Annotated in this window: 14 protein-coding genes; 8 read left to right on the top strand and 6 right to left on the bottom strand. The window is 73.9% G+C overall.

The features are described from left to right. Positions 1-23: 23 nt before the first annotated feature. The gene (locus tag ACWEQL_RS19810; protein ID WP_452151563.1) at positions 24-677 is read right to left on the bottom strand and encodes a hypothetical protein; all 654 of its coding nucleotides are present in this window, start codon (positions 675-677) and stop codon (positions 24-26) included. A 47-nt stretch (positions 678-724) separates the two neighbouring features. Between ACWEQL_RS19810 and npdG the strand changes: the two genes are divergently transcribed. Beyond that, complete coding sequence (npdG, locus tag ACWEQL_RS19805) at positions 725-1,429, top strand: NADPH-dependent F420 reductase (RefSeq protein ID WP_452151562.1); 705 nt, start codon at positions 725-727, stop codon at positions 1,427-1,429. 121 nt (positions 1,430-1,550) lie between these two features. Beyond that, entirely contained in the window at positions 1,551-1,736 is a 186-nt protein-coding gene (locus tag ACWEQL_RS19800; protein WP_452151561.1) for a hypothetical protein, read from the top strand. A gap of 91 nt (positions 1,737-1,827) precedes the next feature. On the opposite strand, the gene ACWEQL_RS19795 is transcribed toward ACWEQL_RS19800, so the two are convergent. Next, a complete protein-coding gene (locus ACWEQL_RS19795; RefSeq protein WP_452151560.1) occupies positions 1,828-2,643 on the bottom strand; it encodes a site-2 protease family protein in 816 nt (271 codons plus the stop codon). A gap of 164 nt (positions 2,644-2,807) precedes the next feature. Here ACWEQL_RS19795 and ACWEQL_RS19790 point away from each other — a divergent pair, with 164 nt between their 5' ends. After that, entirely contained in the window at positions 2,808-6,332 is a 3,525-nt protein-coding gene (locus ACWEQL_RS19790) for an AfsR/SARP family transcriptional regulator (protein WP_452151559.1), read from the top strand. A 154-nt stretch (positions 6,333-6,486) separates the two neighbouring features. Here the strand turns inward: ACWEQL_RS19790 and ACWEQL_RS19785 are convergent, their stop codons facing one another. The 3 genes from ACWEQL_RS19785 to panB form a co-directional block, all read right to left on the bottom strand. Further along, on the bottom strand, positions 6,487-7,314 hold the full coding sequence (locus ACWEQL_RS19785) for an ABC transporter permease (RefSeq protein WP_452151558.1): 828 nt from the start codon (positions 7,312-7,314) through the stop codon (positions 6,487-6,489). Further along, positions 7,311-8,333, bottom strand: a complete 1,023-nt coding sequence (locus ACWEQL_RS19780) for an ATP-binding cassette domain-containing protein (RefSeq protein ID WP_452151557.1) — start codon at positions 8,331-8,333, stop codon at positions 7,311-7,313. Before ACWEQL_RS19780 ends, ACWEQL_RS19785 begins: the two co-directional genes overlap by 4 nt. A gap of 459 nt (positions 8,334-8,792) precedes the next feature. Further along, positions 8,793-9,662 carry a 3-methyl-2-oxobutanoate hydroxymethyltransferase gene (gene panB / locus ACWEQL_RS19775; protein WP_452151556.1) on the bottom strand — a complete coding sequence of 290 codons (870 nt, stop codon included), beginning with the start codon at positions 9,660-9,662 and terminating at the stop codon, positions 8,793-8,795. A 322-nt stretch (positions 9,663-9,984) separates the two neighbouring features. Between panB and ACWEQL_RS19770 the strand changes: the two genes are divergently transcribed. From ACWEQL_RS19770 to ACWEQL_RS19760, 3 genes are all read left to right on the top strand, one after another. Next, on the top strand, positions 9,985-11,574 hold the full coding sequence (locus ACWEQL_RS19770; protein ID WP_452151555.1) for a DHA2 family efflux MFS transporter permease subunit: 1,590 nt from the start codon (positions 9,985-9,987) through the stop codon (positions 11,572-11,574). Positions 11,575-11,869: 295 nt separating this feature from the next. Continuing rightward, on the top strand, positions 11,870-12,517 hold the full coding sequence (locus tag ACWEQL_RS19765; RefSeq protein ID WP_452151554.1) for a TetR/AcrR family transcriptional regulator: 648 nt from the start codon (positions 11,870-11,872) through the stop codon (positions 12,515-12,517). 518 nt (positions 12,518-13,035) lie between these two features. Further along, positions 13,036-13,992, top strand: coding sequence for an endonuclease/exonuclease/phosphatase family protein (locus ACWEQL_RS19760; protein ID WP_452151585.1), 957 nt, complete (start codon positions 13,036-13,038; stop codon positions 13,990-13,992). Positions 13,993-14,032: 40 nt separating this feature from the next. Here the strand turns inward: ACWEQL_RS19760 and ACWEQL_RS19755 are convergent, their stop codons facing one another. Further along, positions 14,033-15,787 (bottom strand): NAD+ synthase, encoded by a 1,755-nt coding sequence (locus ACWEQL_RS19755; RefSeq protein ID WP_452151553.1) that lies wholly within the window; start codon positions 15,785-15,787, stop codon positions 14,033-14,035. A 232-nt stretch (positions 15,788-16,019) separates the two neighbouring features. Between ACWEQL_RS19755 and ACWEQL_RS19750 the strand changes: the two genes are divergently transcribed. Next, complete coding sequence (locus ACWEQL_RS19750) at positions 16,020-17,381, top strand: glutamine synthetase family protein (RefSeq protein WP_452151552.1); 1,362 nt, start codon at positions 16,020-16,022, stop codon at positions 17,379-17,381. A gap of 193 nt (positions 17,382-17,574) precedes the next feature. Next, the gene (locus ACWEQL_RS19745; RefSeq protein WP_452151551.1) at positions 17,575-18,756 is read left to right on the top strand and encodes a hypothetical protein; all 1,182 of its coding nucleotides are present in this window, start codon (positions 17,575-17,577) and stop codon (positions 18,754-18,756) included. Positions 18,757-18,892: the final 136 nt, after the last annotated feature.

Here is an 18,892-nt window from a genome sequence, read left to right as displayed (position 1 = left end):
CCTGCCCCGCGCCGGCCCGCCGGTCACCAGCGGCTGACCTCCGGGGCGGCCGCCAGCCGGCCGGCGAGCTCGGCCAGCCGGGTGAACCCCGAGCGGCGGGCCGGGGCCTGCCCGGCGGCGGCGCTGACCAGGTGCTGCGCCAGGTCGAACGGCTCGGGCTCGGCCGTCCCGACCGCCAGCCGCTCGTGCGCCAGCCCGGCGAGGTCCGCGAGCCCGCCCCGCCCCGCCGGAGCCACCCGCCCCGCCCCCGCCTCCCCGTCCGTCCCCGCGCCCCCGCCGTCCAGGGCCAGCACCGTGGCGCCGTGCCGCCGGGCGTCGTGCACCCGCTCCAGCAGCGCCTGCCCGGCGTCCTCCGGCGCCACCACCAGGACGGTCGCGCCCCGCCCGGCCCCGGTGAGCCGGGCCAGGCCGTGCGCCAGGTGGGCCGGGGCCCGCGCCGGCACCCGGTGGCGCAGCAGGGTGGGGGCCAGCCGGGGTACGTCCGACCAGAGCGCCTCGTCCTCCAGGTGGGCGGCCAGGTGCCAGGGCTCGTACGCCTCGGTGCCGACCAGCAGCAGCGCGCCCGCGCCGCGCCGGGTGACCGAGTGGTGCAGGGCGCCGGCGAAGGAGCCGGCCGCCTCGATCCAGCCGGTGCCGGCCAGCCGCCGAACCAGTGCGGAAACTCTCACCGCGTCCATGCGGCACAGGATGTCGCGCCAGGGCGGGCGTTTGGCAGGATCGGCCCATGACTTCCCTCGATTCAGTGACAAACCCGGCCGCCGGTGCGGCCCGCGAGCTGCCGGACGTCTCCGGGCTCGTGGTCGGCGTCCTCGGCGGCACCGGCGACCAGGGCCGGGGTCTGGCCCTGCGGCTGGCCAGGGCCGGGCAGCAGGTGATCATCGGTTCGCGTGACGCGGCGCGGGCCGAGGCCTCGGCGGCCGAGCTGGGCCCGGGCGTGCGCGGGGCGGACAACGCGACCACCGCCCGGGAGAGCGACATCGTGATCGTCGCGGTGCCGTGGGAGGGCCACGCGGCCACCCTCTCGGCGCTGCGCGCGGAGCTGGCCGGCAAGATCGTGGTGGACTGCGTCAACCCGCTGGGCTTCGACAAGCAGGGCGCCTACGCGCTGAAGCCCGAGGAGGGCAGCGCCGCCCAGCAGGCCGCCGCCCTGCTGCCGGACTCCCGGGTCACCGCGGCCTTCCACCACTTGTCGGCGGTACTGCTGCAGGACGAGTCGATCGAGCGGATCGACACCGACGTGATGGTCCTCGGCGAGGACCGCGAGGCCACCGACCTGGTGCAGGCACTGGCCGGCCGGATCCCCGGGATGCGCGGCATCTTCGCAGGCCGGCTGCGCAACGCCCACCAGGTGGAGTCGCTGGTGGCCAACCTGATCTCGGTCAACCGCCGCTACAAGGCGCACGCGGGCCTGCGGATCACCGACGTCTGACGGACGGCCCGCCCCAGGCCGCCGGACGGCCGACGCGCGTGCCCCTCACCCCTGGGCGTCCCCCGGGGGTGAGGTCGGCGACAATGGGGCGGAACGCACCCGGCCCGAGGAGCCCCCTGCCATGCCCCGCACGTCGCTGTACGCCTCGATCGTCGTCATTCTCGCGGTGGCCGCCGCGGTGGTCTCCTTCACGCAGGGCAACTGGTGGGGCGTGGTCTGGATCCCGATGGCGGGCGTGGCCAGCAACATCGCCTGGCTGAACATCCGCCGCGCGAAGCTGGCCCGGGCCGCCGCCGAAGAGGGCTGAGCGGCCCGGGAACGCCGAGCGGCCCGGGAACACCCCGGGGGCCCGGGAGGCCGAGCGGCCCTGAGGACCGAGCGGCCCGGGAGAGCCCGGGTCAGTCGGTCCAGAACGTGAACAGCTCGTGGCCCGCGGCCCCGTACCAGGGGCTCACGCCCAGCAGCTCCATGACGTCGTAGATCACCTCGAAGAAGAAGTGGTTCACCTCGGGCTGCCAGAGCAGCGCGAAGACCGCGAGCAGCCCGTACGGGGCGAAGGGCTCGACCGCCCGGCGGGTCTTGTACGACAGCCAGGGCTCGATGATGCCGTAGCCGTCCAGGCCCGGCACCGGGAGCAGGTTCAGCAGGGCGGCGCTCAGCTGGAGCATGCCGAGGAAGCCCAGCGCGAGGGCCAGCGGCGAGGCGACCAGTACCTGGCCGGAGATCTCGGCGTGGATCTCGGGGTCGTCCAGGAACCCCATGCCGATCGGGGCGAGCAGCAGCACCGCGCAGACGACGTTCACCAGCGGGCCGGCCGCCGAGATCAGGCTGTGCTTGAGCCGGCCCTGGATGCGGTGGCGCTCGATCCAGACCGCGCCGCCGGGCAGGCCGATGCCGCCGAGGATGACGAAGATCACCGGCAGCACGAAGCTGAGCAGCAGGTTGGCGTACTTCATCGGGTTGAGGGTCAGGTAGCCCTTGGCCCCGATGGTCAGGTCACCGCCGTGCAGGGCGGTGCGGGCGTGCGCGTACTCGTGCAGGCAGAGCGAGACCACCCAGCCGGCGACCACGAACAGGAAGACGCCGAACCCGGCGTTGCCGTAGCCGGCGCCGACGGCCCATCCGGACGTGGCGAGTATCGCGAGCAGCGCCCAGAACACCGGACTGATCCGGCGGTCCTCGCTGCGCGAGCGCTGCGTTGCTGCGAAGGTCATGGCGTCGGTGCTCCGGGGGTGTGGGAGGGGACAACTGTCCGATCATGCCGGGCCGCCCGGTGGCCGGACAAGCCGTCCCGGGTGAACGATCGGGCCCGTGGTCCGGGTTCCGGACCGGGGACAAATGTACGTGCGCACACTCCGGCATCGACCAGAATGGGCGGGTGCACTACGGCATCCTCGGCACCACCACGGCTCACCACGACGACGGCACACCGATCCCGCTGGGGGGTGCCCGGCTGCGCGCGCTGCTCGCGGCGCTGGCCCTGCGGCAGGGCCGTCCGGTGCCGGCCGACCTGCTGGTGGACGAGGTCTGGGACGCCGAGCCGCCGCAGGACGCCTCCGCCGCGCTGCAGACCCTGGTCGGTCGGCTGCGCCGCACCATCGGCCGCGAGCAGATCGGTTCCGGCCCGGCCGGGTACTGGCTGACCGGGCAGACCACCGACCTCGGCGAGTTCCAGCGGCTGAGCGACGAGGGCCGGCGCGCCCTGGAGCGGGCCGACCACGCGCTGGCCGCCGAGCGGCTGCGGTCCGCCCTCGCCCTGTGGCGCGGACCCGCGCTGGCCGACCTGCCCGACCGCACCGGCCCGGCCACCCGGCTGGAGGCCCAGCGGGACGAGGCCCGCCGGCACCGCATCACCGCCGACCTCGGCCTCGGCCGGGCCGCCGAGCTCACCGCCGAACTCGCCGAACTCTGCGCCGCCCACCCGCTCGACGAGCCGCTGCAGGGGCTGCTGATCCGGGCCCTGCACGAGAGCGGCCGCACCGCCGAGGGGCTGCGGCACTACGAGCGCACCCGGCGGGCGCTGGTGGACGAGCTGGGCGTCGACCCGGGGCGTCGACTCCAGGAGCTGTACGCCGAGTTGCTCAGCCCGGTGGCCGCGTCACCCGCCGTACCCGCCGCACCCGGGCCGGCCACCCCGCCCGTACCGCGGACATCGCCCGTACCGCGGACGCCGGCCATACCGGGGACGCCACTCGCCCCGCCTCCCGCGACCACGACCACCAGTGCGACCACGACCACCAGTGCAAGCGCGACCACGACCGCGCCGCCCGCCCGCGGCGCCGGGAACCTGCGCGGCCGGCTCACCAGCTTCGTCGGCCGCGAGGCCGAACTCGCCGACCTGCGCGCCATCCTGGCCGCCAGCCGGCTGGTCACCCTGACCGGCCCCGGCGGTTCCGGCAAGACCCGGCTCTCCGTGGAGGCCGGCCGGACCGAACAGGCCGCGGGCCGCTGGCCGGACGGCGTCTGGCTGGCCGAACTGGCCCCCCTGGACAACCCGGACGCGGTCCCCGGCGCGGTGGTCTCCGCGCTCGGCCTGCGCGAGACCGTGCTGCACACCGGCGGCATGGTCGCGGAGGTGATCGAGAACCGCAGCGAGGACCCGCTGCGCCGCCTGGTCGAGCACTGCGGCCGCCGCCGGATGCTGCTCGTCCTGGACAACTGCGAGCACCTCGTGCAGGCCGCCGCCGACCTCGCCGACCGCCTGCTCGCCGAGTGTCCCGGCCTGACGGTGCTCGCCACCAGTCGCGAACCGCTGGGCGTCCCCGGGGAGACGGTCGTGCCGGTCGAGCCGCTGCCCGATCCGGTGGCGCTGCGTCTGCTCGCCGAGCGCGCCGCCGCCGCCCGCCCCGGCTTCGACCCGGGGCAGGAACCGGAGGCCTGCGCCGAGATCTGCCGCCGCCTGGACGGCCTGCCGCTGGCCATCGAACTGGCCGCCGCCCGGCTGCGGGTGATGACCGCCCGCCAGATCGCCGACCGGCTGGACGGCCGCTTCGCACTGCTCACCGCCGGCAGCCGCACCCTGCTGCCGCGCCAGCAGACCCTGCGCGCGGTGGTCGACTGGAGCTGGGACCTGCTCGGCGGGCGCGAACGGGCCGTGCTGCGCCGGCTCTCGGTGTTCGCCGGCGGCTGGACCCTGGAGGACGCCGAGGCGGTCTGCTCGGACGACCCGGACGACACCGCTGGGCCGAGCCCCGACGGCGCCGCCCCGGACGGGACCCGGGTGCCCCGCGAGGAGGTCGCCGACCTGCTGCTCTCGCTGGCCGACAAGTCCCTGGTGGTCGCCGACCTCGGCACGGACGGCCCGCCCCGCTACCGGATGCTGGAGACCATCCACGAGTACGCCGCCGAACGCCTCGCCGAGGCCGGCGAGACCGGCGTCCGGATGCGCCACGTCCGGCACTTCCGCGAGCTGGTGCGCACCGCCGACCTGCACGTGCACGGCCGCGAACAGCTGTACTGGCTCACGGTGCTGGAGCGCGAGCAGGACAACATCCGTACCGCGCTGCGCCGTTCGATCGAGCGCGGTGACGAGGACGAGGCGCTGTCCCTGGCGCTCGGCACCAGCTGGTTCTGGACCCTGCGCGCCTACAGCAGCGAGGCGCGCGCCTGGTACGAGGCGGTGGCCGAGCTGGGCCCCGACCCCTTCGCCCCGGGCCGGCCGCCCGCCGAGCCGCTGGAGCGGGACGTGCTGGAGTACCGGCCGCCGTTCCCGCCGGGCGTGCTGATGGAGGCCCGCCGGCAGGTGCGGGTGTACCGGCTGATGTCCATGTTCGAGGGGAACATGGAGATGCTGGAGGACGGCCAGGCCGTCGCGCTGGCCAAGCGGATCCTGGACGTCTACGTCCCCGGCCTGCCGCAGTCGTACCGCTTCCCCGGGGTCATGCGGGTGTTCGCGGCTTTCCTGGCCGGGCGGCTGGACGAGATCGGCACGATGCTGGACGAGGCCGTGGCGGGCTGCCGGGTGCACGGGCGGGCGCACGACCTCGCGTTCATCCTGCAGATCCGCGCCAAGATGATGAACGACCAGCCGGGTGGCCTGGAGCTGGGGGACCGCGACAGCGAGGAGTCGCTGGAGCTGTTCACCCGGGCCGGGGACCTCTGGGGGATCTCCCAGGCGCTGGCCGCGCGCGGCGAGGCGCTGGCCGGCCAGGGGCGCACCGAGGAGGCGGTGGCCGCCTACCGCCGGGCGATCGAGCTCACCACGGAGCTCGGCGCGCCGCAGGAGGTGCCGATGCTCAAGGTGCAGCTCGGCAGCGCGCTGCTCTCCAACGACCTGGACCAGGGCGAGCGACTGATCCGCGACGCCCTGGAGGAGATCCGCTCGGGCGGGCAGGAGGCCAACGGGGCCCGGCTGTACGGGTACCTGATCCTCGCCCTGCTGCACCTGCAGCGCGGGGAGTTCCCGGAGTCGTTCGGGGCGCTCGACGAACTGGAGCGGTACCAGGGCACGTTCGGCCCGCTGGTGCCGGGCGTGGTGTCGTCGATCCTGCTGTGCAGCCGGGCCCTGGTGACCGCGCGGGCCGGCGACCCGCAGCGGGCGGCGCGCCTGCTCCGGGAGGGCTGGACGACGTTGCGGAGGGTCAAGGGCGAGGCCGGCATCTTCGCCGAGCAGATGACCGTCCTGCTGGTGCCGGCCATGGTCGGGGTGCTGTGGTCCCTGGCCGAGTACGAGGGCGACCTCGCGCTGGCCCGGCGGGCCGCGGTGCTCCACGGCGCCCACGAGGTGATGTCCGGTCCGAAGGGCGGCCAGCTGGAGGCCGTCGAGCGTGAGCACACCGAGCGGGCGCTGAGGAGGATGCTCGGCGAGGAGGGGTACCGGACCGCGCGGGACGAGGGCCACGGCCTCTCGCTGGGAGACGCCGTGGCCCTGCTCGACCTGATCGTGGGCCTGCCGGCCGGCTGAACCGGCCCGTCCCCGGTCCGGTCCGTCCCCGGCCCGTCCCCGGGGCCGGCCGGCCGTACCCGCGGTCAGGTCCGTCTGTGGGTGGTGCCGCGCGGGAACCCTCCGACGGATCCCGCACCGGGCCCGCGCGCGAACTTCGCGACGTGGCCCGCGCTCAGGTCCGCTTGCGGAACCGGGCCACCGCGAGCGGCGCGAAGATCGCGGTGATGGCGACCGACCAGACCACCACGATGAGCGTCGGGTGGGCGATCGCGCCCTGGCCGTTGATCAGGGCGCGGCAGGAGTCGGCGAGCGCCGAGAGCGGGTTGTAGCGGGTGAAGGCCTGCAGCCAGCCCGGCATGGTGTCGACCGGCGCGAAGATCGAGCTGCCGAACTGCATCGGCATCAGGACCAGCATCGACACGCCCTGGACGGCCTGGGCGCTGCGCAGCGCCATGCCCAGCAGCATCGAGATCCAGATGATCGACATGCCGAACAGCAGCGAGAGTCCGATCGCGGCGAGCAGGTTCAGCACGCCGCCCTTCAGCTCCAGGCCGATGCAGAGCGAGAACACGATCATGATGGCGAAGGAGAGCAGCGCCCGGCAGGTCTCCGCGCCGATCTTGGAGAGCAGGACGGAGGCCCGTCCGATCGGCAGGGTGCGGAAGCGGTCCATCACCCCGGTCTGGAAGTCGCTGTTGAGGCCGGTGCCGACGGCCATGGCCAGGGTGAGGCCGGTCTGCCCGAGCAGGCCCGGGATCATGTACTGCTTGTAGGCGTCCTGGTCGCCGGAGACCGCCCCGCCGAAGACGTAGACGAAGAGCACGGTGAAGATGATCGGCATCAGCACCGCGTCGAACATCGACTCCGGGTCGGCCTTGATCCGCAGCAGGTTGCGGCGGGTCAGGGCGCCGATGTGACGGAGGTTCCCGGCCAGGCCGATCCGGGCGTCCTCGGCCCGGACGCGGTCGTCCCGGGCGGGGGCGAGCGTGGCGGTGGTCATGCGACGGGCTCCTTGGCGAGGCTGGCGGTGGCGTCCGCGGTGGTCGAGGGCTTGCCGGTGATGGCGAGGAAGACCTCGTCCAGGCTGGGCACCTTGGTGTCGATGCCGGCGATCGCGAAGCCGCGGGAGCCGAGCACGCCGATCACGGCGGTCAGCTGCTCCTCGCCGGTGATCGGTACGGACAGCAGCCCGGTGTCGGCGGAGAGGGTGGCGGCCGCGATGCCGGTGTCGTGCAGGCAGCGGGCCATCTCCGGGAGTTCGGCCGGGTGGGCCGGGCGGACCTGGAGGGTCTGGCCGCCGACCTGGGCCTTGAGCTCGGCCACCCGTCCGGCGGCGATCACCCGGCCCCGGTCGATCACGGTCAGCTCGTCCGCGAGCTGCTCGGCCTCCTCCATGTACTGGGTGGTGAGCAGCACGGTGGAGCCCTCGGCGACCATCCGCTGCACCTCGTCCCAGACCTCGTTGCGGGTGCGCGGGTCGAGGCCGGTGGTGGGCTCGTCCAGGTAGAGGACCCGCGGCCGGCCGATCATGCTGGCGGCCAGGTCGAGGCGGCGGCGCATGCCGCCGGAGTAGGTCTTGGCGATGCGCCGGGAGGCGTCGGTGAGCGAGAAGCGCTCCAGCAGCTCGGTGGCGCGGGCCTTGGCGTCCCGGCGGGAGAGGTCGAGCAGCCGGCCGATCAGGTAGAGGTTCTCGTAGCCGGAGAGCATCTCGTCGACGGAGGCGTACTGGCCGGTGAGGCCGATGGTGCGGCGCAGCTGCCGCGGCTGGCGCAGGACGTCGTAGCCGCCGACGTACGCGGTGCCGGCGTCGGGCTTGATCAGCGTGGACAGCACGCGGACCAGGGTCGTCTTGCCGGCGCCGTTGGGGCCGAGCACGCCGAGCACGGTGCCCTGGCGGACGGTGAGGTCGACGCCGTCGAGGGCCTTGGTGGTGCCGAAGTGCTTGACGATGCCGCGGACCTCCACGGCGTTCCCCGCTGCGGATCCCCGGTCGTTCGGGGCGGTGGCGATTCGTGTCATGCCCCCAGGCTGTCCGTCCCCGCTGTCAGCACCCTGTCGGCCCGCGGTCGCCGTACGGACGGCCCCGGCGGGCCGCTGTCGCCGCGCTGTCATCCCGCTGCCGCGCGACCGTCACCGCGCCGACCCCGCCCGGGCGGGGCGGCCACCGCCCCGGACGCGACGGCCCCGCCCCGAGCCGAAGGGCCCGCCGGTGCCGGAAGGGAGGCGCGAGGGAGCGACGAAGGAGTGAGGGAGGAACGACTGTCGGCATCGGGTCAGGAGGGCCCGGAGGCGAGCGGGCGAGTAACGGTCCCGCCCCGAGCCGAAGGGCCCGCCGGTGCCGGAAGGGAGGCGCGGGGGAGCGACGAAGGAGTGAGGGAGGAACGACTGTCGGCATCGGGTCAGGAGGGCCCGGAGGCGAGCGGGCGAGTAACGGCCCCGCCCCCCCCGGCGGGGGAGCGGGGCCGTGGTGTCACCGGGTCAGTGGAAGGTGTGCTCCGGCGCGGGGAAGGTGCCCGCGCTGACGTCGGCGGCGAACTCGCGGGCGGCCTCGCCGAGGACGGCCCGCAGGTCGGCGTACTGCTTGACGAACTTGGGTACCCGTCCGGCGGTCATGCCGGCCATGTCGGTCCACACCAGCACCTGGGCGTCGGTGTCCACGCCCGCGCCGATGCCGACGGTCGGGACGGCCAGCTGCTCGGTGACCTGGGCGGCCAGCTCGGCCGGTACGGCCTCCAGCACGACGGAGAAGGCGCCCGCCTGCTGCACCGCCTTGGCGTCGCGCAGCAGCTGGTGGGCCGCCTCGTCGCCGCGCCCCTGGACGGGGTAGCCGCCGAAGGCGTGCACGGACTGCGGGGTGAGGCCGATGTGCGCCATCACCGGGATGCCGGCCTCGACCAGCAGCTCGATGGAGCGGGCGCTGCGCTCGCCGCCCTCCAGCTTGACCGCGCCGACCCCCGCCTCCTTCATCAGCCGGGCCGCGTTGTGCATGGCCTGCGCGGGCGACTCCTGGTACGAGCCGAACGGCATGTCGCCGACGACCATCGCGCGCTTGGTGCCTCGGACGACGGCGGCGGAGAGCATCACCATCTGATCCATGGTCACCGGCACGGTCGTCTCGTACCCGAGGTGGCAGTTGCCGGCCGAGTCGCCGACGAGCAGCACCGGGATGCCGGCCTCGTCGAAGACCCCGGCGGTCAGCGCGTCGTACGCGGTCAGCATGGACCACTTCTCGCCGCGCTGCTTGGCGGCGGCGAGGTCGCGGACGGTGACGCGGCGGTTGGTGATGCCACCGTAGAGGGTGGCGGTCGACGCCTGGTTCTGGGCAGGCGAAGGCGAAGAAGCGTTCATCGAACAGGCTCCTGAAGGGTTGTCGTCTCGTGGCGCCGTGCGGCGTCCCCGGATCCCCTCCATGCTTGCACGCCGTGGCGCGGGCGCAAAGAGGCGTACGTCCCGGCGGGTGCGATCCACGCCACACCGGCCCCTCCCGGCTTTTTGCCGAGGCTTTACGATACGGGCTCGTCTCGTATCGAAAAGAGCGCTAGCCTGGCTCCGGGGGTTACGAGACGCGAGCGGATCGTAAATTCCCGCCAGATCCACGCGGCGCACGGGGCCATCCGCACCGGCCGCGCCGTCGGAGCCATCTGTACGGACGGGAAGACCGGGGACTGCCATGACCACCGCCGCCGCACCACCGCGCGTGCCCGAAGCCATCCACCGCCGCCGCTGGGCGATCCTGGGCACCCTGGTGCTCGCCCTGCTGGTGGTGGTGCTCGACAACTCGATCCTCAACGTCGCCATGAAGACCATCGCGACGCCCGCGCCCACCGGCCTCGGCGCCACCCAGAGCGACCTGGAATGGGCGATCAACTCCTACACCCTGGTCTTCGCGGGGCTGCTGTTCACCGCGGGCCTGCTCGGCGACCGCTTCGGCCGCAAGCGCGCCCTGGTGCTGGGCATGGTGGTCTTCGGGATCGCCTCGCTGCTGTCCGCGCTCGCGTCCTCGCCCGGTGAGCTGATCGGCTACCGCGCGCTGATGGGCGTCGGCGGCGCCTTCGCGATGCCCGCCACGCTCGCCATCATCATGAACGTCTTCGAGCGCTCCGAGCAGCCCAAGGCGATCGGCATCTGGGCCGGCGCGGTCGGCCTCGCCATCGCGATCGGCCCGATCACCGGCGGTCTGCTGATCGAGCACTTCTGGTGGGGCTCGGTCTTCCTGGTCAACGTGCCGATCGTGATCGCGGCCGTGATCGCGATGATCGTGCTGGTGCCCGAGTCCAAGGACCCGAACCCCGGCCGGCTGGACCCGGTCGGCGTGCTGCTCTCCATCGTCGGCCTGGTCGCCCTCATCTACGGCATCATCAAGGGCGGCGAGCTGGCCGACTTCACCGCCCCGGGGGCCTGGGCGCCGATGCTGGTGGGCCTGCTGGCGCTGGCCGCCTTCGTGGTCTTCGAGCGCAGGACCGCGCACCCCGCGCTGGACGTCACCTGGTTCCGCGACCGGGTGTTCAGCGCCTCCGTCGTGGTCGTCGGCCTGGTCTTCTTCGCGCTGATGGGCGTCTCCTTCTTCGGCGTCTTCTACACCCAGAGCGTGCGCGGCTACAGCGCCCTGGAGGCCGGGATGCTGATGCTGCCGCTGGCCGGGGCCCAGCTGGTGTTCGCGCCCCGGGCCCGGCTGGTGGTCGACCGCTTCGGCATCCGCGCCACCTGCGCCGGCGGCATGGCGCTGATCGCCGTCGGCTTCCTCGGCTACCTGCTGCTGGACACCGACACTCCGATCTGGGTGCTGGTCGCCCTCGGCGCGCTGATGGGCGCCGGCATGGCGCACGTGATGCCACCGGTCACCGTGGCCATCATGGGCGCGCTGCCGCGCGAGAAGGCCGGCGCCGGTTCGGCGGTCAACAACACCTTCCGCCAGGTCGGCGGCTCGCTCGGGGTCGCCGTCCTCGGCGCGGTGCTCTCCACCGTCTACCGCGACGGCATCTCCGACCGGCTCGACCACCTGCCGAACGGCCTGGGGGAGAAGGCCGGCGAGTCGCTGGAGGCCACCCTGGCCGTCGCCGGGCGGCTCGGCGAGCAGGGCAAGGCGCTGATCGACCCCGCCAACGCGGCGTTCATCGACGCGATGCACGTGGTGGCGCTGCTGTCCGCCGGGGTCACCTTCGTCGGCGCGCTGCTGGCCTGGTTCCTGCTGCCCGGCAAGGTCCCCGCGGCCCCGGGCGCCCCGGTGCCCGCCCAGAAGCGCGAGCCCGTGGACGCCTGAGCCACGGCCGCGCCCGGCCGGGCCGCGGAACCGCCGGGCGGCCGCTGACCTGCGGCGGCCGTACGGCGCGCGGTCCGGCCGGCGCGCGGATGGTCGTGCCCGGGCGGACCGGGCTGCGTCACAATGGGGGCCCTGCCGTACCGGAGCACCGGCGCGGCGGGGCCCCGCCCGTCGGGCCGCCGGTCACCGGCCGGCCGCCCGGGAGGCGGTGGGCGGGACCGGCGGGACGACATCGGAACGACGGCGCCGGGCGCGGGCACCCCGGCGCCGGTGACCTGGGGAGAGGAGAGCGGGGATGAACACCGAGGCCACGGCCGAGGCGTGCGACACCGCGTGCGACGCGACCCCGCGCCGCGGACGCCCGCGCAGCGAGGCCGCCGAGCAGGCGATCTTCGCCGCGGTCGAGCGGCTGATGGAGGACGGCGCCGGCCTCGCCGAGCTGACCATCGAGGGCATCGCCACCGCCGCCGGCGTCGGCAAGGCGACCATCTACCGCCGCTGGCCCAACAAGGAGGCCCTGCTGGTCGACGTGGTCTCCCGGCTGGAGGCCCCGGAGCCGCAGCTCACCGGCGGGAGCGTCCGCGACGACCTCATCGCCATGATCGAGTACATGCGCCAGCGCGGCCTCGCCAAGCGCTCCCGCTGGGTGCTCAAGGTCGCCCTCGGCCAGATGCACCAGTGGCCCGAGCTGCACGCCGCCTACAAGGAGCGCGCCATCAGGCCCCGCCGCCGGCTGCTGCAGGGCGTCGTCGAGCGCGGCATCGCCACCGGCGAGCTCCGCGGCGACCTGGACGCGGAGCTGCTCGGCGACCTGCTGCTCGGCCCGATCCTCACCCGCAGCGTGCTCTGGGACGAGTCCGACCTGGACGACCCCGAGCTGCCCGCCACCATGGTCGACGCCCTGCTGACCGGACTGGCCGCCCCGCCGCACGGGACGTCCTGAGCCTCCTCCGGGCCGCCGCCGTGCCACAACCGTGTGCCCAAGGTCACGGAACGGTGCCACGCCGGAACCCGTCCGGCCGGCTCCGCGTCCCTCCCGGCATAGGCTGGGTGGACGCCCGGACACGGGCGACCGCGCGGGCCGTTCGTACCGGCATCGGCACGGCACGGAGCACCGACACGGGGAGCGGCATGGCGCAGGCGGACAGGGCGGACCACGCGACGGCACCGACCGGAGCGGGCGCCGACCCGGAGCCGGCCGGGCCGGCCGAACCCGCCGGTTCGGCCGTTGCCGGTGCCCCCGCGGCCGGCGCGCCCGGGCCGTTCGGCGACCCGCCCCCGTCCGGTCCGTCCGGCTCCTTCGGCGAACCGTACGAGCCGCACACGCCGTACGAGCCGCACACACCGGGTGTCGCGCACCGGCCGGACGTCGCGCCCGCGCCGGACGAGCCTTCCGAGGTGCCCGGCGCCGGCCCCGAGCGCCCCGGCCCGGGGCGTCCCGCCGGCCCCGGCCTCCTCGGACTGCGGCACTGGGGCCGTGACGCGCGCGGCGCCACCACCTGGCGCCGCGGCCTGGCCGTCGCCGTCCTCGCCCTGCTGACCGCCGCCCTGCTGGTCTTCCACGCCGACGTCCCCAACGACGTCGGCAACCTGGGCAGCCTGCTGGAGACCTTCCTGCCCTGGCTGGGCCTGGCCGTCCCGGTGCTGCTGGTGCCGGCCCTGCTGCGCCGCTCGGCCACCGCGCTGATCGCCCTGCTGCTGCCGACCGTGCTCTGGTTCAACCTGTTCGGCGGGCTGCTGAGCGACAAGAGCGGCGGCACCGCCGACTGGCGCGTGGTCAGCCACAACGTGGCCGCCGGCAACACCGACCCGCAGGGCACCGTCAAGCTGCTCAAGGCGTCCGGCGCGCAGATCGTCGCCCTCCAGGAGCTGGCCGGCAAGGACCTGCGCGCGTACGAGAAGGGGCTGGCCGACACGTACCCGTACCACGCGGTGGAGGGCACGGTCGGGCTCTGGTCCAGCTACCCGATCGGCGGGGTGAAGGTGGTGGACATCAAGATGGGCTGGACCCGGGCCTTCCGCGCCCAGGTGACCACCCCGCAGGGCCCGCTCGCGGTGTACGTGGCGCACCTGCCCTCCGTGCGGCTGAAGGCGGAGAGCGGGTTCACCGCCGACCAGCGGGACGCCTCGGCGCAGGCGCTGGGCGACGCGATCGAGGCGGAGCCGCTGAAGAAGGTGCTGCTGATGGGCGACCTCAACGGCACCATGAACGACCGCAGCCTGGCGCCGATCACCTCCCAGATGCGATCGGCCCAGGGCGCGGCCGGCGACGGCTTCGGCTTCAGCTGGCCGGCGGAGTTCCCGATGGCCCGGATCGACCAGATCATGAGCAAGGGCGGGCTGAGGCCCACCGACTCCAAGGTCCTCGACCGGGACGGCAGCGACCACCTCGCGGTCGCCGCCGACTACCGGTACTGAGCCCGGCCCCCTCCTGCCTGCCGGAGGGGGCCCGCAGGGGTCAGCCCCGGCGCCACCGGTTGGTGATCGGGAGCCGGCGGTCCCGGCCGAAGCCCTTGACCGAGATCTTCGGGCCCGGCGGGTACTGCCGGCGCTTGTACTCGGCGGTGTCGACCAGGCGCACCACGCGGTCCACCACCTCGGGGGCGAAGCCGGCCGCCACGATCGCGTCCCGGCCCTGGTCGCCCTCGACGTACAGGTCGAGGACGGTGTCCAGCAGGTCGTAGTCGGGCAGCGAGTCGGTGTCCTTCTGGTCCGGTCGCAGCTCGGCGGACGGCGGCTTGCTGATGGTGTTCTCCGGGATCGGCGCCACCTCGCCGCGCCGCTCGGCCTCCTCGTTGCGCCAGCGGGCCAGCCGGAAGATCAGCGACTTGTAGACGTCCTTGATCGGCCCGTACGCGCCCACCGAGTCGCCGTACAGCGTGGAGTAGCCGACCGCGAGCTCGCTCTTGTTGCCGGGCGCGAGCACGATGTGCCCCTCCTGGTTGGAGATCGCCATCAGCAGGGTGCCGCGCAGCCGGGACTGCAGGTTCTCCTCGGCCAGCCCGGTCAGCTCGGTGGCGGCCAGGTAGGCGTCGAACATCGGGGCGATCGGCACGGTGCGGAAGTTCAGCCCGGTGCGGCGGGCCAGTTCGGCCGCGTCGTCCCGGGAGTGCTGCGAGGAGTAGCGGCTCGGCATCGAGACGCAGTACACGTTCCCGGCCCCGATCGCGTCCACCGCGATGGCCGCCACCAGCGCCGAGTCGATGCCGCCGGACAGGCCGATCAGCACCGAGCGGAAGCCGTTCTTGCGCACGTACGCCCGGGTGCCGGCGACCAGCGCCTCCCAGATCTCGGCCTCGTCGCTCAGCCGCGGCGCGACCTCGGCCCGCACCGCGTCCCCGGGCGCGTCCTGCGGCTCGCCGCCCAGCTCGGCCCGGACCAGGTGCATCCCGTCGCTGAGCAGCAGCCCGTCGGTGTGGTTGGCGCTCGCGGCCGGCAGGTCCAGGTCGAGCACCAGCAGGTGCTCCTCGAACTGCGGCGAGCGGCCCAGCACCTCGCCGTCCGCGCCGACCACGATCGAGTCGCCGTCGAAGACCAGCTCGTCCTGGGCGCCGACCATGTTGACGTACGCCAGCGGGCAGCCCGCCTCGGCGGCGCGGCGGCGCACCAGCTCCAGGCGGACGTCGTCCTTGTTGCGCTCGTACGGCGAGCCGTTGATCACCAGCAGCAGGCCGGCCTCGGCCTCGCGGGCGGCGGTGACCCGGCCGCCGTCCTGCCAGATGTCCTCGCAGATCGCCAGCGCGACGTCCACCCCGTGCACCCGCAGCACCGGCAGCTGGTCGCCCGGCACGAAGTAGCGGTACTCGTCGAACACCCCGTAGTTGGGCAGGTGGTGCTTGGCGAACCGGGTGACCACCTCGCCGCGGTGCAGCACCGCGGCGCAGTTCTGCGGGGAGCCGGCCGGACGGCCGAAGCGGGGCGAGGCGTGCTCGGAGCGGCCCAGGTACCCGACCACCACCGGCAGCTCGCCCAGTCCCTCGTCGGCCAGCCGCGCGGCCAGTTCGACCACGGCGGCCCGGGAGGCCTCGACGAAGGAACTGCGCAGCGCGAGGTCCTCGACCGGGTACCCGGTCAGGACCATCTCGGGGAACGCGACCAGCTGGGCGCCGGCCGCGGCGGCCTGCTTGGTCCAGCGCACCACCTCATCGCTGTTGCGGGCGATGTCACCGACCCAGGGGTCGATCTGGCTCAGGGCGAGACGGAGATTGGGCATGCCACGAGTGTAATCGTCGATCTGACGCAATGTCTCGGCCGGGGGGTGGGGTGAGGCGTCGGACGAGGCCGCGGGCGGGGTGCCGGGCGGTCCTCCGGGTACGTCCCGGACGGCGGCCGTGGTGGGGTCGCCGGTGCCGTCGGGGGTCTTGATCCGCCATGATGGGGTCAGTCGTCTCCGGGCGGTTTCCGGGCGTAACACGAACGTAAAGAGCAGAGGTGAGACTGTCCCCATGGGCAAGCAGCAGGAGTTCGTGCTTCGTACGCTTGAAGAGCGTGACATCCGGTTCGTCCGGCTGTGGTTCACCGATGTGCTCGGGTTCCTGAAGTCGGTCGCGGTGGCGCCGGCGGAGCTGGAGCAGGCGTTCGAGGAGGGCATCGGCTTCGACGGCTCGGCGATCGAGGGCTTCGCCCGGGTCTACGAGTCGGACATGATCGCCAAGCCCGACCCGACCACCTTCCAGATCCTGCCGTGGCGCTCCGAGACGCCCGGCACGGCCCGGATGTTCTGCGACATCCTGATGCCGGACGGCTCCCCCTCCTTCGCCGACCCGCGCTTCGTGCTCAAGCGCACCCTGGAGAAGGCCTCCGACCTCGGCTTCACCTTCTACACCCACCCCGAGATCGAGTTCTTCCTGCTGAAGAACCTGCCCGGCGACGGCACCCCGCCGATCCCCGCCGACCAGTCCGGCTACTTCGACCACACCCCGCGCGGGGTGGGCCACGACTTCCGCCGCCAGGCGATCACCATGCTGGAGTCGATGGGCATCTCGGTGGAGTTCTCCCACCACGAGGGCGCCCCGGGCCAGCAGGAGATCGACCTGCGCTACGCCGACGCGCTCTCCACGGCCGACAACATCATGACCTTCCGCCTGGTCATGAAGGAGGTCGCGCTGGAGCAGGGCGTGCACGCCAGCTTCATGCCGAAGCCGTTCTCCGACCACCCCGGCTCCGGCATGCACACCCACCTCTCGCTCTTCGAGGGCGACCGCAACGCCTTCCACGAGTCCGGCGCCGAGTACCAGCTCTCCAAGGTCGGCCGCTCCTTCATCGCCGGCCTGCTGCGCCACGCCGCCGAGACGGCCGCGGTCACCAACCAGTGGGTCAACTCGTACAAGCGCATCTGGGGCGGCTCGCAGCGCACCGCGGGCGCCGGCGGCGAGGCCCCCTCGTACATCTGCTGGGGCCACAACAACCGCTCCGCGCTGATCCGCGTCCCGATGTACAAGCCGGGCAAGCAGGGCTCCACCCGGGTCGAGGTCCGCTCCCTCGACACCGGCTGCAACCCCTACCTCGCCTACGCCGTCACCCTCGCCGCCGGCCTCAAGGGCATCGAGGAGGGCTACGAACTCCCGCCGGGCGCCGACGACGACGTCTGGGCGCTCAGCGACGCCGAGCGCCGCGCCCTCGGCATCCAGCCGATGCCGCAGAACCTCGGCGAGGCCATCGACCTGATGCAGCGCAGCGAACTGGTCGCCGAGACCCTCGGCGAGCACGTGTTCGACTTCTTCCTGCGCAACAAGCGCCAGGAGTGGGAGGAGTACCGCTCCGAGGTGACGCCGTTCGAGCTGCGGAAGAACCTCCAGGTGCTCTGACGGTACGTCAACTGCCAAGCGGGCCCGCTCCGGTCGGAGCGGGCCCGCGGTGTTGCCGGGGTCGCCCGGACGGCGTCCTCCGTGCACGCTAATTCGTTAGGCCGATGCGGTTACTCCGCAGCGGTGCGCGCCGTGACCGGGTGACACGGGAGCGTATTCAGAAGATCCGTTTTGCGGATCATCCTGGAGTGTCATGCGTACTCGAATCACCACCCTGGTCGTGTCCGGACTGGCCTCGGCCGCCCTCGTCTGCGGCGCCGACGGCACCGCCTACGCCTCGCCCCTCGTCGACCGTGGCGCGGCCTCCGAATCGGCGCAGGCCCAGGGCGAATGGGTCGACAGCCTGCTGCGCTCGGCCGAGGCGAACACCGGCTCCGCCGCCGGCACCTGGACCTTCAACGGCCGGAGCACCTTCCACACCGCGCCCGTGCTCCGGCCGGCCCACCGGGCGGACGCCGATGACGCCGAGGCCGAGGAGGAGTGGGCCGACGGCCCGGCGTCGGAGGGCGACGAGGCGGTCGAGGACGACGCCGTCGAGGAGGACGAGCCCTCGCTGGCGGGCGAGGACCGCGTGGAGCGCAGCCGTCCGATGGCCCCGGCACCGGCGGGTCAGCAGGGCCCCGCGGGTCAGTCGGCCCCCGCGGGCCAGCCGGCCGCAGCGGGTCAGCAGGCCCCCGGCGGTCAGCAGGCTCCCGCCGGTCAGCCGGCCGCAGCGGGCCAGCAGGCTCCCTCGGGCCAGTCGACCGCAGCGGCCCAGCAGGCTCCCGCGGCCCAGCAGGCCGCCGGCGACGACTGCGACGACGAGGGTCAGGGCAGCCACGAGGGCGAGGGCGGCCACGAGGGCCACGGAAGCCAGGGTCAGGGGCAGAGCAACCAGCAGCACCAGGGCCAGGGCCAGGAGCAGGCCCAGGGCCAGAGCCAGAGCGGCAAGCAGGGCCAGTCCCAGGGGCAGGACCAGCACGTCCACGTGACCGTCGTCGTGAAGAACAGCCTCGACAACTCCGCGCACCAGTCGGCCGCGCAGTACAACAAGCAGTCCAACGAGCAGAGCCAGAAGAACGTCCAGGCCTCGAAGAACGTGAACAAGGCGAACTCCGCCGCGCAGGGGAAGCCGGGCAAGCCGGTCCACCACGGCGGCCAGGAGCACGGGGGCAAGCCCGGGCACCAGTCCGGCCACCAGGGCGGGGGCCAGGGCCACCAGGGCCACGGCCAGCAGGGCGGGCAGCACGGCCAGGACCAGGACCACGGCAAGCCCGGTCACCACGGTGAGCTGGCCGAGACCGGGTCCGAGGGGATGCCGATCCTGCTCGGCCTCTCGGCCACGCTGATCGCGGCGGGTGCGGCGGTGATGCGGCTCGGCCGGCGGCGTGCCTGACCGTACCCGCCCCCCGGCGTGCCGGGTAGCGGTGGACGGGCCGCGCCGCGCGGCCGTCAGACGGGGCAGCCGCCCCCGCCCGGGCACGGGCGGGGGGGCGGGGGGGGGGGGTCGGGGGCCCCCCAGCGGCACCTTA

The sequence above is a fragment of the Kitasatospora sp. NPDC004240 genome (assembly GCF_053603215.1).
This window is presented reverse-complemented; position numbering and strand designations above follow the sequence as displayed.

Bases quoted from the DNA above. Each gene is read 5' to 3' on its own strand.
- ACWEQL_RS19810 (WP_452151563.1), bottom strand. From the start codon at position 677: ATGGACGCGGTGAGAGTTTCCGCACTGGTTCGGCGGCTGGCCGGCACC.
- npdG (WP_452151562.1), top strand. From the start codon at position 725: ATGACTTCCCTCGATTCAGTGACAAACCCGGCCGCCGGTGCGGCCCGC.
- ACWEQL_RS19800 (WP_452151561.1), top strand. From the start codon at position 1,551: ATGCCCCGCACGTCGCTGTACGCCTCGATCGTCGTCATTCTCGCGGTG.
- ACWEQL_RS19795 (WP_452151560.1), bottom strand. From the start codon at position 2,643: ATGACCTTCGCAGCAACGCAGCGCTCGCGCAGCGAGGACCGCCGGATC.
- ACWEQL_RS19785 (WP_452151558.1), bottom strand. From the start codon at position 7,314: ATGACCACCGCCACGCTCGCCCCCGCCCGGGACGACCGCGTCCGGGCC.
- ACWEQL_RS19780 (WP_452151557.1), bottom strand. From the start codon at position 8,333: ATGACACGAATCGCCACCGCCCCGAACGACCGGGGATCCGCAGCGGGG.
- panB (WP_452151556.1), bottom strand. From the start codon at position 9,662: ATGAACGCTTCTTCGCCTTCGCCTGCCCAGAACCAGGCGTCGACCGCC.
- ACWEQL_RS19770 (WP_452151555.1), top strand. From the start codon at position 9,985: ATGACCACCGCCGCCGCACCACCGCGCGTGCCCGAAGCCATCCACCGC.
- ACWEQL_RS19765 (WP_452151554.1), top strand. From the start codon at position 11,870: ATGAACACCGAGGCCACGGCCGAGGCGTGCGACACCGCGTGCGACGCG.
- ACWEQL_RS19755 (WP_452151553.1), bottom strand. From the start codon at position 15,787: ATGCCCAATCTCCGTCTCGCCCTGAGCCAGATCGACCCCTGGGTCGGT.
- ACWEQL_RS19750 (WP_452151552.1), top strand. From the start codon at position 16,020: ATGGGCAAGCAGCAGGAGTTCGTGCTTCGTACGCTTGAAGAGCGTGAC.
- ACWEQL_RS19745 (WP_452151551.1), top strand. From the start codon at position 17,575: ATGCGTACTCGAATCACCACCCTGGTCGTGTCCGGACTGGCCTCGGCC.